General features: G+C 71.7%; 13 protein-coding genes and 1 pseudogene. 9 read left to right on the top strand and 5 right to left on the bottom strand.

Annotation, left to right across the window (positions count from 1 at the left end):
- Nucleotides 1-6: 6 nt before the first annotated feature.
- Nucleotides 7-756 (bottom strand): Mut7-C RNAse domain-containing protein, encoded by a 750-nt coding sequence (locus AC3IX6_RS15440; protein ID WP_489370650.1) that lies wholly within the window; start codon nt 754-756, stop codon nt 7-9.
- 42 nt (nt 757-798) lie between these two features.
- The gene (locus AC3IX6_RS15435) at nt 799-1,275 is read right to left on the bottom strand and encodes a winged helix-turn-helix transcriptional regulator (RefSeq protein ID WP_489370649.1); all 477 of its coding nucleotides are present in this window, start codon (nt 1,273-1,275) and stop codon (nt 799-801) included.
- Between the two features lie 167 nt (nt 1,276-1,442).
- On the opposite strand from AC3IX6_RS15435, the gene AC3IX6_RS15430 reads away from it, so the two are divergent.
- On the top strand, nt 1,443-2,339 hold the full coding sequence (locus AC3IX6_RS15430) for an NADP-dependent oxidoreductase (protein ID WP_489371458.1): 897 nt from the start codon (nt 1,443-1,445) through the stop codon (nt 2,337-2,339).
- A gap of 78 nt (nt 2,340-2,417) precedes the next feature.
- On the opposite strand, the gene AC3IX6_RS15425 is transcribed toward AC3IX6_RS15430, so the two are convergent.
- The gene (locus tag AC3IX6_RS15425; protein WP_008738524.1) at nt 2,418-2,855 is read right to left on the bottom strand and encodes a hypothetical protein; all 438 of its coding nucleotides are present in this window, start codon (nt 2,853-2,855) and stop codon (nt 2,418-2,420) included.
- 292 nt (nt 2,856-3,147) lie between these two features.
- Here AC3IX6_RS15425 and hemL point away from each other — a divergent pair, with 292 nt between their 5' ends.
- From hemL to ccsB, 7 genes are all read left to right on the top strand, one after another.
- A complete protein-coding gene (hemL, locus tag AC3IX6_RS15420) occupies nt 3,148-4,470 on the top strand; it encodes a glutamate-1-semialdehyde 2,1-aminomutase (protein WP_489370648.1) in 1,323 nt (440 codons plus the stop codon).
- Nucleotides 4,467-5,156 (top strand): histidine phosphatase family protein, encoded by a 690-nt coding sequence (locus tag AC3IX6_RS15415; protein ID WP_489370647.1) that lies wholly within the window; start codon nt 4,467-4,469, stop codon nt 5,154-5,156. Before hemL ends, AC3IX6_RS15415 begins: the two co-directional genes overlap by 4 nt.
- Nucleotides 5,157-5,359: 203 nt before the next feature.
- Nucleotides 5,360-6,610, top strand: coding sequence for a polysaccharide deacetylase family protein (locus tag AC3IX6_RS15410; RefSeq protein ID WP_489371457.1), 1,251 nt, complete (start codon nt 5,360-5,362; stop codon nt 6,608-6,610).
- 88 nt (nt 6,611-6,698) lie between these two features.
- Complete coding sequence (locus AC3IX6_RS15405; RefSeq protein ID WP_489370646.1) at nt 6,699-7,334, top strand: TlpA family protein disulfide reductase; 636 nt, start codon at nt 6,699-6,701, stop codon at nt 7,332-7,334.
- A 4-nt stretch (nt 7,335-7,338) separates the two neighbouring features.
- Nucleotides 7,339-8,133, top strand: a complete 795-nt coding sequence (locus tag AC3IX6_RS15400) for a cytochrome c biogenesis CcdA family protein (protein ID WP_489370645.1) — start codon at nt 7,339-7,341, stop codon at nt 8,131-8,133.
- A 13-nt stretch (nt 8,134-8,146) separates the two neighbouring features.
- On the top strand, nt 8,147-9,940 hold the full coding sequence (gene resB, locus AC3IX6_RS15395; protein ID WP_489370644.1) for a cytochrome c biogenesis protein ResB: 1,794 nt from the start codon (nt 8,147-8,149) through the stop codon (nt 9,938-9,940).
- Nucleotides 9,940-11,052, top strand: coding sequence for a c-type cytochrome biogenesis protein CcsB (gene ccsB / locus AC3IX6_RS15390; protein ID WP_489371456.1), 1,113 nt, complete (start codon nt 9,940-9,942; stop codon nt 11,050-11,052). Before resB ends, ccsB begins: the two co-directional genes overlap by 1 nt.
- Before the next feature lie 78 nt (nt 11,053-11,130).
- Here ccsB and AC3IX6_RS15385 read toward each other — a convergent pair whose 3' ends face one another.
- Nucleotides 11,131-11,631 (bottom strand): MarR family winged helix-turn-helix transcriptional regulator, encoded by a 501-nt coding sequence (locus tag AC3IX6_RS15385; RefSeq protein WP_489370643.1) that lies wholly within the window; start codon nt 11,629-11,631, stop codon nt 11,131-11,133.
- A 144-nt stretch (nt 11,632-11,775) separates the two neighbouring features.
- Between AC3IX6_RS15385 and AC3IX6_RS15380 the strand changes: the two are divergent.
- Nucleotides 11,776-11,955 (top strand): annotated as a pseudogene (locus AC3IX6_RS15380) (cupin domain-containing protein); the annotation flags it as partial.
- Nucleotides 11,956-11,964: 9 nt separating this feature from the next.
- Here the strand turns inward: AC3IX6_RS15380 and AC3IX6_RS15375 are convergent.
- Entirely contained in the window at nt 11,965-13,422 is a 1,458-nt protein-coding gene (locus AC3IX6_RS15375; RefSeq protein WP_489371455.1) for an MFS transporter, read from the bottom strand.
- Nucleotides 13,423-13,437 lie beyond the last annotated feature (15 nt).

Genomic DNA, 13,437 nt, shown 5'->3' with positions numbered 1-13,437 from the left:
GCGCCGTTACGGCGTGCCCACGCCGCCGAACTCGGCGACGGCCTCGTCGACGATGCGCTCCAGCCGGGCGTGATGGGCGCCGCGCCAGTAGACGCGCTCGCAGTCGGCGCACTGGGCGAAGACCTCGTACGAGCGCTGCGTGCCGCTCTCCAGCCGGTCGCCGACGCTGTCCTTGTCGGCCTCGCGCAGGGTTCCGTTGCACGCGGTGCAGCGGGTCCACGGTGCGAGGGCCGGGGCGAACCGGCCCAGGATGTCGCGGACCTGCTCGTCGGGGTTGTCGCTGTAGACGTACGCGCCGGCGAACAGCTCGCGGCGGCGCAGCAGTCCGCGGTCGCGGGAGAGCAGGACGCGCCGCTCGGCGGCGGAGCGGGTGGCCAGGGCCGGGTCGCCGATGTCCTCGTTCTCGTACGCGGTGTCCACGCCCAGCAGCCGCAGGCGGCGGGCGAGGGTGCCGAGGTGGACGTCGAGGAGGAAGCGCAGCGGTGTGGTTCCGGGGACGCCGGGGAGGTGCTGGGGGCGGTCGACGCCGAAGACCTCCACGGATTCGCCGGCCTGCGGCACGTGGGCGAGCGGCGTCTCGACGCCGTCGACGAGGATCCGGCCGACCTCGGTGAGTGGGACGCCGGCCGATTCGACGACGTGGCCGAGGCTGGAGGCGCCGTCGGTGGTGGTCGGTACGCGGGCGCCGCGGCGCGCGGGCGCGGCGAACACGTGCAGTTCGGGGGCGAGGGTGAGCTGAATGCCGGGTCCGTTCACGGGGCCCAGCATGCCATCGAGGGGTGGGGTGCGGCGCCGGATTTACGCGGCCGCGCCCACGCTCGCGTCCCTGCCCGCGCCCACGCTCGCGTCCGTGTCCGCGTCGCCGTCCGCGGCCGCCGCGTCGTGCAGTTCGCGGTGGGTGTTGACCTCGTCGAAGTGGTTCTCGGCCCATTCCTTCACGGAGCTGAGCAGACAGCCGAGGTTGGCGCCGAGTTCGGTGAGCCGGTAGTCGACGCGGACGGGGACGGTGGGCGTGACGGTGCGGACGACGAGGCCGTCGCGCTCCAGGGAGCGCAGGGTCTGGGTCAGCATCTTCTGGCTGACGCCGGGGATCTTGCGGCCGAGCTCGCTGTAGCGCATGGTCCGGTCCTCGGCCTGGCCGAGTGCGCTGACGATGAGGCCGACCCACTTGTCGCTGATGCGGGCCAGGAGCTGGCTGGTGGGGCACTCCTTGAGGAAGGCGTCGTAGGAGGCGCGGGCCTCTTCGCGGCGGGCCTCGGCGGTACGGGTGGCCATGGGTGCCCCACTTCCGGGTCGGGTACGCACTCCGAGGTACGTACTTACGATTCGAGAGTAACTCTCCTTAGGTTAGTTCTCACCGGGAACACCGGAACCGAGAGTGCGAGCCTGCGGAAGAGGCGATGGCGATGAGCGAGACCAAGCGGACGACCGGCCCGACGACGATGCTGGCGGCGGTGGCCGAGGGCTTCGGCGGACCCGGGCAGGTCGAGGTCGTACGGGTGCCGGTCCCGCGGCCGGGCGCCGGGCAGGTCCGCGTACGGGTCCGGGCGGCCGGTCTGAACCCGGTCGACGGCGCGGTTCGGGCCGGTGTCTTCGGCGGCGCGGGGCAGCGGCTGGGCTTCGGGTGGGACGTGGCGGGCGAGATCGAGGAGCTCGGTGCGGAGGTGGGCGGCTGGGCGGTCGCCGACCGGGTGGTCGGCCTGCACTACGGGATGGTCAAGCCGCTCGGTACGCACGCCGAGTACGTGGTGCTCGACGCGTCGGCGCTGGCGCCGGCCCCCGCGGGCGTGGACGAGGTGACGGCGGCGGCGCTGCCGCTGAGCGGCCTGACCGCAGCCCGTGCGGTGGACCTGCTGGAACTGGCCCCGGGGGCTTCGGTCCTGGTGACGGGCGCGGCGGGGGCGGTCGGCGGGCTGGCGGTGCAGCTGGCGGCGCGGGCCGGCTACGTGGTGACGGCCCTGGCGGGAGCCGATGACGAGGAACTCGTACGGTCCCTGGGTGCGGCCCGCTTCGTCCCGCGCGGCGGGGTCCCGGCCGAGGCCGTGGACGGGGTCGTGGACACGGCGGTCCTCGGCGGGCCGGCCCTGGCCTTCGTCCGCGACGGCGGCTCCTACGTCGGCCTGATCCCCGGCGCGGCCCCGGCGGCGGAGCGGGGCGTCCGCGTGGTGGAACAGGAGGTCGCGGCCGACGGTGCGCACCTGGCCCGCCTGGTGACGCTGGTCGACGCGGGGGAGCTGGCGCTCAGGGTGGCGCGCACCTTCCCCCTGGCGGAGGCCCCCAAGGCCCACGCCCAGCTCGCGGACCCGGGCACGCGCGGCCGCATCGTCCTGACGGCCTGAGCCGTCACCTCGTAGGCCCGGGCCTGCGGTCCGGGCCACGGTCGGACGGGCGCCGCGGGGTCGGAAGGGCGCCCCGGCCTACGGCCAGACCAGGCAGTACGGCTGGTGCCCCGCCTCGTGGAGGCGATGGCTGAAATCCTGCCACTCGTGGAGCAGCTGGTAGACGTTGAAGGCGTCGCGGGGGCCGCCGCGGTCGGGGACCGTGGACCAGATGAAGGCGGCGGCGCCGACCGACTCCTCGCCGATGCCGCGCAGCGGGTCGACGACCGTCATCGGGAGTTTCACGACGGCGTAGTCGGGGTGGAGGACGACCAGCTCCAGCGGGGGCACCTTGTGCAGGGGTATGCCCTCGATGCCGGTCAGGACCATCGCCGCGACGGTCTCCGGCTTGATCTTGGTGAACATGCCGCCCATGCCGAGCTCGTCGCCGCCCAGCTCCTCCGGCCGCATCGTGACCGGGACGCGCGCGGCCGTGGCCCCGTCGGGGGCGCCGAAGTACTTGTAGGTCACGCCCATGCCGCGGCCCCTGGGGAGGCCGTCGGGGTCCTGTGTGGGGCCCGGTACGGGTTCTGCCGCGTCCGTGGCACGTCGGCGGTGCTTGCCGCGGCGACGTTCCCGGGCGCGCTGCGGGTCCAGGCCGTCCGTGCCCTCGCCCGGTCCACCACCGCGTTGCATATCTCCACCCGACTGGTCTTGCCTGCCCCGGCCCCGTGACCCCCGCCACGCAGCCTGATCATCATGGCAGTGACCTCCCCCGGGGCGGCGCGGTGAAACGCCCGTCCGCAAGTCAGTCGCGGCCTCTGAGACCATGGCTGGTGTGAGCTACCCGTACCCGTATGAAGCCAAAGTCTCGCAGACTCTCTTTGACCGCGCGTCCCTCGTGACGCCTGGCGGCGTGAACTCTCCCGTGCGCGCCTTCCGCGCCGTGGGCGGAACGCCCAGGTTCATGGTGTCCGGTACCGGTCCGTACCTGACCGATGCCGACGGGCGCGAGTACGTCGACCTCGTCTGCTCGTGGGGGCCGATGATCCTCGGCCACGCCCACCCGGCCGTGGTGGAGGCCATCCAGGCCGCCGTCGTCCGCGGCACCTCCTTCGGCACCCCCGGTGAGGGGGAGGTCGCGCTCGCCGAGGAGATCGTCGCGCGGATCGAGCCCGTGGAGCAGGTCCGCCTGGTGTCCTCGGGCACCGAGGCGACCATGTCCGCGATCCGCCTCGCCCGCGGGTTCACCGGCCGCGCCAAGATCGTGAAGTTCGCCGGCTGCTACCACGGTCACGTGGACTCGCTGCTGGCCGCCGCCGGCTCCGGGCTCGCGACGTTCGCGCTGCCGGACACCCCCGGGGTGACGGGCGCGCAGGCCGGGGACACGATCGTGCTCCCCTACAACGACCTCGAAGCGGTCCGGGCGGCCTTCGCCGCGCACCCCGGCGAGATCGCCTGTGTGATCACCGAGGCCGCGCCCGGCAACATGGGCGTCGTGACCCCGGGGGAGGGCTTCAACCAGGGGCTCGCCGACCTGTGCCGGGCGAACGGCGCCCTGTACATCTCCGACGAGGTCATGACGGGCTTCCGTACCTCGCGCGCCGGCTGGTACGGCGTGGACGGGGTGAAGCCCGACCTGATGACCTTCGGCAAGGTCATGGGCGGCGGCTTCCCGGCCGCGGCGTTCGGCGGCCGGGCGGACGTCATGGGCCACCTCGCGCCCGCGGGTCCCGTCTACCAGGCGGGCACGCTCTCCGGCAACCCGATCGCGACGGCCGCCGGTCTGGCGCAGCTGCGGCTGCTGGACGGGGCGGCGTACGAGAAGGTCGACGCGGTGTCGCTCCAGATCCAGGGGCTGGTCACCGAGGCGCTCACCAAGGAGGGCGTCGCGCACCGGCTGCAGACCGCCTCCAACATGTTCTCCGTGTTCTTCACCGAGGACGAGGTCCGCAACTACGACGACGCGAAGAAGCAGGAGGCCTTCCGCTTCAACGGCTTCTTCCACTCGATGCTGGCGCAGGGCGTCTACCTGCCGCCGTCGGCGTTCGAGTCGTGGTTCGTGTCCACCTCCCACGACGACAAGGCGATCGAGCGCATCGCGGCCGCCCTGCCGGCCGCCGCCCGGGCCGCCGCGGAGGCCACCGCATGAGCGACCGGGGCAGTGCCGAGATCACCGTCGTCCACGTGGTGCGCCACGGCGAGGTGCACAACCCGGACGGGGTCCTCTACGGGCGCCGCGCCGGGTACCACCTCTCGGAGCTGGGCCGCAAGATGGCGGACCGGGTGGCGGAGCACCTGGAGAACCGGGACGTGACCTACGTCGTGGCCTCCCCGCTGGAGCGGGCCCAGGAGACGGCGGCGCCGATCGCCAAGTCGCACGGGCTGGACCTGGCGACCGACGCCCGGCTCCTGGAGGCCGGCAACGTCTTCGAGGGCAAGACCTTCGGGGTCGGCGACGGCGCGCTGCGCAGGCCCGAGAACTGGAAGCACCTGACGAACCCGTTCAAGCCGTCCTGGGGCGAGCCGTACGTCGAGCAGGTCGTGCGGATGATGAGCGCGATCGAGACCGCCCGTGACGCGGCCCGCGGCCACGAGGCGGTGGCGGTCAGCCACCAGCTCCCGATCTGGATCGTACGGAGCTTCGCGGAGAAGCGGCGGCTGTGGCACGACCCGCGCCGCCGCCAGTGCACGCTGGCCTCGCTGACCTCGTTCACGTACCAGGGCGACACGCTGGTGTCGGTGGGCTACAGCGAGCCGGCCCGGGACCTGGTCCCGGCGCACCTCCTCGCGGGGGCGAAGCCGGTGAAGGGCAAGTCCAAGGCGTTCGGGGCGTAGTCCCGGCGCAGTGGTACGGACGTCCGGGCCCGGCCCCCTCGGGGGGCCGGGCCCGGATCCATGAGTCGCGGCAGCCGAGCGCAACCCCTCGGTCGATGCCCGTTTGGTCAAGACTCTGCCTAATTTCATACAAGTTGCCGGATGAGGCCGTGTCACCCCTCGACATCGCCGAAATGTCCGATTGTATGAATTTCATGAGCGATATGCGCGGCTTCAGCCGAAGAGGAGTACTCGGACTCGGACTTGGGGCCGCCGCCGCGGCCGGTGTCGCCGGGTGCAGCGTCGGCGGGCCGTCCGGTGCGGGCAACCCCGGACCGGTCAACCCGTCGGGCGCCCCGCAGCCCGCCGCCCCGAGCGGTTCGGCCGCCGCGGCGGTCAAGCCCATAGGTGACGGATCCACCGCCGACACCGGGCCGCAGCCGCACCAGCCGGCCGCCCCCGTACCCCTCCAGCCGGGCGAGACGCCGCCCCAGTTCGTGGTGTTCAGCTGGGACGGCGCGGGCGAGATCGGCAACGGGCTCTTCCCCCGCTTCCTCAAGCTCGCCAAGGACCACGGCGCGGCGATGACCTTCTTCCTCTCCGGCATCTACCTCCTGCCCGAGTCGAAGAAGGACCTCTACCGGCCGCCGAAGAACCCGGTCGGCGCCTCCGACATCGGGTACCTCAAGGACGAGAACGTCCGCAACACCCTCAAGTACGTGCGCGAGGCCTGGCTCGACGGCCACGAGATAGGCACCCACTTCAACGGGCACTTCTGCGGCGGCTCCGGCTCGGTCGGCAAGTGGACCCCGGAGGACTGGCAGAGCGAGATCGACCAGGCCGTGTCCTTCGTCACCAACTGGCGCACCAACACCGGCTGGACCGACGTCGAGCCGCTGCCCTTCGACTACCGCAAGGAGTTGACCGGCGCCCGCACCCCCTGCCTGCTCGGCCAGGACAACCTGCTGCCCACCGCCCAGAAGCTGGGCTGGCGCTACGACTCCAGCTCGCCCGGCGGTCTCCAGCAGTGGCCGGTCAAGCGCGGCGGACTGTGGGACCTGCCGCTGCAGTCGCTCCCGTTCCCCGGGCACTCCTTCGAGGTGCTGTCGATGGACTACAACATCCTCGCGAACCAGTCCAAGAACACCACCAAGGGCGTCCCGTCCAACTACCCGGCCTGGCGCACCCAGGCCACCGCCGCCTACCTGGGCGGTTTCAAGCGGGCCTACGAGACCAACCGCGCACCCCTGTTCATCGGCAACCACTTCGAGCAGTGGAACGGCGGCATCTACATGGACGCCGTCGAGGAATCCCTCAAGGGCATGGCGGACAAAAAGGACGTACGCCTCGTATCCTTCCGGCAGTTCGCCGACTGGCTGGACGTCCAGGACCCCAAGGTGCTGGCCAAGCTGCGCACGCTCGGCCCCGGCCAGGCCCCGACCGGTGGCTGGGGCACGTATCTCACCGCGGCCTGACCCGCCGCCGGTCAGCACCTGACCAGCGGCTTAGCAGACGCCCGGGGGGCGCGGAAGATCCGCAAACCGCTCATGCGAAACTTTTCACATGAGCCTTAGCCGCGCCCCCCGCCGCAGCCGCTCGACCAGCGGCCGCGCCATCCTGCTGACCGCGGTGACCCTCGCGAGCGCCCTCACCCTCACGGCGTGCACCGATGCGGACGGCGGCAGCAAGCCCTCCGGTTCCGCCGGAGGCAACTACGTGATGGGCTCCAACGGCATCTCCACGGTCGCCAAGGGCAAGCGCACGGACGCCCCCAAGCTCGACGGCGAGACCGTGGACGACAAGACGCTGGACACCACCACCCTCAAGGGCAAGGTCGTCGTCCTCAACGTCTGGGGCTCCTGGTGCCCGCCGTGCCGGGCCGAGGCCCCGTACTTCGCGAAGGTCTCCAAGGAACTGGAGGCGGCCGGGCAGCCCGTCGCCTTCGTCGGCATCAACACCCGCGACAACACCAAGCAGAACGCGGCCTCCTTCGAAGAGACCTACGGGATCACCTACCCGAGCCTCTTCGACCCGGACGGCAGGCTGATGCTCCGGTTCCCCAAGGGCACGCTCAACATGCAGGCCATCCCCTCCACGATCATCCTCGACAAGGACGGCAAGATCGCCGCCCGCACCCTGGCCGCGGTCAACGAGGCGCAGCTGCGCTCGATGATCGACCCGCTCCTCGCGGAGCAGTGACCTCGTGGTCACCGCGCTTTCCACGCTCTCAGGGGCCGTGCTCGCCGCCGAACCGACCGGCGTGAACACGACCGTCCTCAACGGCGCCCTGCTGCTCGCCCTGCCGATCGCCCTGCTCGCCGGGCTGGTCTCCTTCTTCTCACCCTGCGTGCTGCCGCTCGTCCCCGGCTACCTCTCCTACGTGACCGGTGTCGGCGGAGCCGACCTCGCCGAGGCCCGGCGCGGTCGGATGCTCGGCGGCGCGAGCCTGTTCGTGCTCGGCTTCACCGCGGTGTTCGTCTCGACCGGCGCGCTGTTCGGCTACTTCGGACAGACCCTCGACGCGAACAAGGAAGTCATCTCCCGGGTCCTCGGCGGGCTGGTCATCCTGCTCGGGCTGTTCTTCATGGGCGCCATCCCCGGTCTGACGATGCGGGAGTTCCGCTTCCACAAGAAGCCGACCGTCGGCCTGCTCGGTGCACCCCTGCTCGGCGTGCTGTTCGGCCTCGGCTGGACCCCCTGCATGGGCCCGACCCTCGCGGCCGTCGGCACCCTGTCCATCGACCAGGCGACCGCGGGCCGCGGCGCGCTGCTGACCGTGGTCTTCTGCCTGGGACTGGGCCTGCCGTTCATCGCGACCGCGCTCGCCTTCCGCAAGGCGCTCGGCGCGTTCGGCTGGGTGAAGAAGCACTATGCGTGGGTGATGCGGATCGGCGGCGGCATGCTGATCCTGACCGGTCTGCTGCTCGTCACAGGAATCTGGAGCAGCATCGTCAGCGACATGCAGAGCTGGACCAGCGGCTTCACGGTGGGGATCTGAGGACTACACGGACATGAGTACGACCGACAAGGCGTCCACCGAGGCGCCGCACGATGCCCCGGAGTCCGAGGATTCCGCTTCCGCCGAAGCCGCTTCGGCCGAAGCCTCGGCCGAGGCGGCCGCCGGCGCGCAGCTGTCCACCGCCCCCCTGGAGGACGCCCCCGGCGGCCCCGTGGGCATCGGGGTGCTCGGCTGGGCCCGCTGGTTCTGGCGGCAGCTCACCTCCATGCGGGTGGCGCTGATCCTGCTCTTCATGCTGTCCCTGGCCTCGATCCCAGGCTCGCTGGTCCCGCAGAACCAGGTCGACCTGATGAAGGTCGCCGCCTGGAAGAAGGAGCACGCCTCCTGGGTGGGCGTCGCCGAGAAGCTCCAGCTCTTCGACGTCTACAGCTCGGTGTGGTTCTCCGCGATCTACCTGCTGCTGTTCATTTCGCTGATCGGCTGCATCCTGCCGCGCTCCTGGCAGTTCGTCGGCCAGCTCACCGGCCGGCCGCCGGCCCCGCCCAAGCGGCTCGACCGGATGCCCGCGTACACGACGTGGCGCACGGACACCGCCCCGGACGAGGTGCTCGCCTCCGCGCGCGGCCTGCTCGGCCGCCGCCGCTTCCGTACGGAGGCGGGCACGGGGTCCGTCTCGGCCGAGAAGGGCTATCTGCGCGAGGCCGGGAACCTGATCTTCCACGTGGCGCTGATCGTCATGCTGATCGCCTTCGCCTGGGGCCAGTACTTCAAGTCCGAGGGCGGCAAGCTCGTCCTGCGCGGCAAGGGCTTCTCGAACACGCTCACCCAGTACGACGACTTCAAGGCCGGCGGCCTCTTCGACCCCGACGACCTGCCGCCCTTCTCCTTCACCCTGGACAAGTTCGACGCGACCTTCGAGCGCACGGGCCCGCAGAAGGGCACCCCGCGCGACTTCAAGGCGTACGTCACCTTCAACAACGGCGCGCACGGCAAGCCGGAGAAGCGCGAGATCCAGGTCAACAAGCCGCTGGAGGTGGACGGCTCCAAGGTCTACCTGCTCGGCCACGGCTACGCGCCGGTCATCTCGGTGACCGACTCCACCGGCAAGGTGATCTACAAGGACGCCGTGCCGATGCTGCCGCAGGACGGCAACCTCACCTCCACCGGCGCCATCAAGGTCACCGACGGCTACAAGGACAAGGACGGGAAGACGACGCAGCTCGGCTTCGCCGCGATGTTCGTGCCGACCTTCGCGGGCGCCGGCCAGGGCACGATGTTCTCGCAGTTCCCGGAGCTGGACTTCCCGGCGCTCGCGCTGAACGCGTGGCACGGCAGCCTCGGCGTGGACTCGGGCCTGCCGCAGAACGTGTACCAGCTGGACACCTCCAAGATGCAGCAGTTCAAGGCCGAGGACGGCCAGCCGCTCGCCAAGCGGATGCTGCCCGGCGAGAGCATGGAACTGCCCGGCGGTCAGGGCACCGTGAAGTTCGAGGGCATCGAGCGCTGGGCGACCTTCTCGATCACCCACCAGCCCGGCAGCGGTCTCGCGCTCGCGGGCGCCATCGCCGCCATCGCCGGACTCGCCGGCTCCCTGTTCATCCAGCGCCGCCGGATCTGGGTGCGCGCGGTCCGCGGCAAGGACGGCGTGACCGTCGTCGAGATGGCGGGCCTCGGCCGCAGCGAGTCCGCCAAGCTCCCGGAGGAGCTGGCCGTCCTGGCCGGCGTGCTCCACGAGCAGGCACCGAGCGCGGCGCCCGCGCCCCCTGCCGTCGATACCGAACCCGAACCTGCCCAGTCTGCCCAGCCTGCCGAAGAAGCCGAAGAAGTCGAAGGGGAGCGCGCGTGATGCAGCTCGCGGCCGCAGCCAACGAGAGTCTGGCTCACCTCAGCAACAACCTGATCTACGCGTCCATGGCGGTCTACACCCTCGCCTTCTTCGCCCACATCGCCGAGTGGATCTTCGGCAGCCGCAGCAAGGTGGCCCGTACGGCCGCCGCGCTCACCCACTCCGGGACCGCGTCCGCCGCGCCCGCCGTCCAGGTGCGGCAGAAGGGGGTGCGCAGCTCCGGTGGAGCCGGCGAAACCGGGGGCACCGCCGTCCTCGACAAGCCCAAGGTGGTCACGCGCAGCGCCGCCGGCAGCCGTGACGTCCCCGACGGCCCCGGCGCGGCCGGCGGCACCGTCCAGGGCGACCTGTACGGGCGCATCGCGGTCTCGCTGACCGCCCTCGGCTTCCTCCTCGCGGCGGCCGGGGTCGGCGCCCGCGCGCTGTCGGTGGAGCGGGCCCCCTGGGGCAACATGTACGAGTTCTCGATCACCTTCTCCACGGTGGCCGTCGGCGCGTACCTGCTGCTCCTCGCGCTGAAGAAGAACGTCCGCTGGCTCGGCCTGTTCCTGGTCACCACGGTCCTGCTCGACCTGGGCATCGCCACCACGGTGCTCTACACCGACAGCGACCAGCTGGTTCCGGCCCTGAAGTCGTACTGGCTGCTGATCCACGTCTCCACCGCGATCATCTGCGGTGCGGTCTTCTACATCGGCGCGGCCGGCGCGGTCCTGTACCTCTTCCGCGACTCCTACGAGGCGAAGCTCGTGCGGGGCGGTCAGCCCGGCAAGTTCGCCACCTCGGTCATGGAGCGGTTCCCGTCGGCGGCCTCGCTCGACAAGTTCTCGTACCGCATCAACGCGGCCGTCTTCCCGCTGTGGACCTTCACGATCATCGCGGGCGCGATCTGGGCCGGCGACGCGTGGGGCCGCTACTGGGGCTGGGACCCCAAGGAGGTCTGGTCCTTCGTGACCTGGGTGGCGTACGCCTGCTACCTGCACGCCCGCGCCACCGCCGGCTGGAAGGGCCGCAAGGCCGCGTACCTCGCGCTCTTCGCGTTCGCCTGCTGGATCTGGAACTACTACGGCGTGAACATCCTGCTGAGCGGCAAGCACTCGTACGCGGGCGTCTAGCACCCGTCGGACGGAACACGACGGAACACAGGAGGGGCCGGGCAGCCGAAAGGCGGCCCGGCCCCTCCGGCGTTTCCGTCACCAGTTGGGGCGCAGCGGCGGGAGGGGGCCGTCCCCGTTCAGGGTGCGGACCAGGCGGCCCAGTTCGGTGCGCAGGGCGCCGAGGTCGACGCTGCCGCGGCCGAGCTCGGCCTCCAGCTCGTGCAGGACCCGTCCGGCGGCCCCCAGGTGGGCCGTCGCGGCCTCCGTGAGGACCACCAGCTTGCGGCGGCCGCCCTCGGGGTGCGGGGCGCGGCGCAGGTAGCCGCGCCGCTCCAGGTCGTCCACGAGCTGTCCGGCGGCCTGCTTGGTCACCCCGAGCCGTTCGGCGAGTTCGGTCGCGGTGGCGCCGGAGGGCCCCAGGGCCTGGAAGGCCATGCCGTGCAGGGGGCGCAGGCCGTCGGCGTACCCGGCCTCGTCGAGGCGGCGGGTGAACTCGCCGAGCAGGAGCTGGAAGCCGAGGCCGAGGAGGAAGGCCAGCTCGGTGCCGTCGTGGTCGCCGCTGCTGCCGCTGCCGTCGTCGCTCTGGTGGGTGGTCACGGAAACATGGTGACACAGGTGAGTCAAGCTGCTTTACTCGGGTGAGTAAAGCAGCTTGACTCATATGCCCCGGAAGTGAAGGAACCCGCCGTGCGCGTCATCACCCCGTCCCCCGACCAGGTCATCACCACCCCGAACGCGACCATGACCGGCTACGCCTCCCCCAGCCGGGGCAGCGCCGAGCTGAGCACCTGGCACGCGGCCATCCCCGCCGGGATCACCGGCCCCGAGCACTCCGTCAGCCGCGAGCAGGTCTGGACCGTCACCGTCGGCGCCCTGGACGTCACCTGCGGCGGCCGCACCGAGAAGGTCGCCGCGGGTGAGGCCGTGGTGCTACCCCCGGACGTCCTGCGCCACGTCCACGCCCTGGCGGACACCGAGGTGTACGTCGCCATGCGCGCCGACGGCCTCGTCTCCGTCCCCGGCACCGAGGGCGCCCGCCCCCTGCCCTGGGCGGTGTGAGCCCCGCCGGAGCCCCGGCAGGCTGACGGCCGCGGCCACCAGGACGGCCGCGAAGGGGACGAGCAGCGCCGCCCGGTACCCCTCCAGGGGATCGGCGGCGCCGGCCGCCACCCCCGTGACACCGGCCAGCCCGAGCGCCGCGCCGAACTGGAACGCCGTGTACAGCAGACCGCCCGCCAGGCCCTGCTCCTGCTCCGCGACCCCCTCGGTTGCGACGATGGTCAGCGGCCCGTAGACCAGGGCGAAGGCCAGGCCGAGCAGGATCAGGCTCGGCAGCATCAGCAGGTAGGACCAGTCGGTGCCCAGCGGCAGGAACAGCCCGTACGCCAGCGCCGCCAGCAGCAGTCCGCCGAAGATCAGCCGGCCGTTCCCGTACCGCGCCACCAGCTTGGGCACCACGGTCGGCGAGAGGACCGCGTCGATCCCGATCACCAGCATCGCGAGGCTGGTCTGCAGGGTGGACCAGCCGCGCAGTTCCTGGAGGTAGAGCACCACGAGGAACTGGAAGCCGAAGAACGCGGCCGAGAACAGCAGCGCCGCCGCGTTGGCCCGCAGCAGCCCGGGGGAGCGCAGGATGCCCAGCCGGACCAGGGGTTCGGCCGTGCGCCGCTCGACGAGGGCGAACGCCCCGAGCAGCGCCAGCCCCGCCACCGCGGGCGGCGCCGCCAGCTCCTCGACGCCGAGGACGAGCAGCACGACGCCCGCGGTCACGAGCACCCCGCCCCACACGTCGATCCGGCCCCGCTCCCGGCGCGCGGCCGGCAGCTCCTTCGGAGGCTTGGGTACGAAGGCCAGGGCGCCCGCCAGGATCAGCGCGGCCAGGGCCACGGGAGCGAAGAACACCCAGCGCCAGCCCACCGAGGCGAGCAGCCCGCCCGTGACCAGTCCGACGGAGAACCCGGCGGCGGCCGTGCCCGAGTACACGAGCAGTGCCTTCTCGCGCTGGGGCCCCTCGTCGAAGCCGGTGGTGATGATGGACAGGCCCGCCGGGGTCATGAAGGCGGCGGCGACCCCGGTCACGAAGCGGGCGGCGATCAGCTGCCAGCCCTCGGTGGCGAGCCCGCCGAGCCCGGAGAAGAGCAGGAACACCGTCAGCCAGCCGATGAACATCCGGCGGCGGCCGAAGAGGTCGGCGGCGCGGCCGCCGAGCAGCATGAAGCCGCCGTAGCCGAGCACGTAGGCGCTCATCACCCACTGGAGCACGCCGGTTTCGAGGCCGAGGTCGGCGCGGATGGACGGCAGGGCCACGTTCAGCATCGCGACGTCGATGCCTTCGAGGAAGATGGCGCCGCACAGGACGAGCAGGACGCCGAGCCGGCGCCCGCGGATGGCAGGGTTGGAGTC

The organism is Streptomyces sp. GL_141, from assembly GCF_057834385.1.
This window is presented reverse-complemented; position numbering and strand designations above follow the sequence as displayed.

What these genes read in the sequence shown, in the direction of transcription:
- AC3IX6_RS15435 (WP_489370649.1), bottom strand. Translation starts at nt 1,275, where the DNA reads ATGGCCACCCGTACCGCCGAGGCCCGCCGCGAAGAGGCCCGCGCCTCC.
- AC3IX6_RS15430 (WP_489371458.1), top strand. Translation starts at nt 1,443, where the DNA reads ATGCTGGCGGCGGTGGCCGAGGGCTTCGGCGGACCCGGGCAGGTCGAG.
- AC3IX6_RS15425 (WP_008738524.1), bottom strand. Translation starts at nt 2,855, where the DNA reads ATGGGCGTGACCTACAAGTACTTCGGCGCCCCCGACGGGGCCACGGCC.
- hemL (WP_489370648.1), top strand. Translation starts at nt 3,148, where the DNA reads ATGGCTGGTGTGAGCTACCCGTACCCGTATGAAGCCAAAGTCTCGCAG.
- AC3IX6_RS15415 (WP_489370647.1), top strand. Translation starts at nt 4,467, where the DNA reads ATGAGCGACCGGGGCAGTGCCGAGATCACCGTCGTCCACGTGGTGCGC.
- AC3IX6_RS15410 (WP_489371457.1), top strand. Translation starts at nt 5,360, where the DNA reads ATGCGCGGCTTCAGCCGAAGAGGAGTACTCGGACTCGGACTTGGGGCC.
- AC3IX6_RS15405 (WP_489370646.1), top strand. Translation starts at nt 6,699, where the DNA reads ATGAGCCTTAGCCGCGCCCCCCGCCGCAGCCGCTCGACCAGCGGCCGC.
- resB (WP_489370644.1), top strand. Translation starts at nt 8,147, where the DNA reads ATGAGTACGACCGACAAGGCGTCCACCGAGGCGCCGCACGATGCCCCG.
- ccsB (WP_489371456.1), top strand. Translation starts at nt 9,940, where the DNA reads ATGCAGCTCGCGGCCGCAGCCAACGAGAGTCTGGCTCACCTCAGCAAC.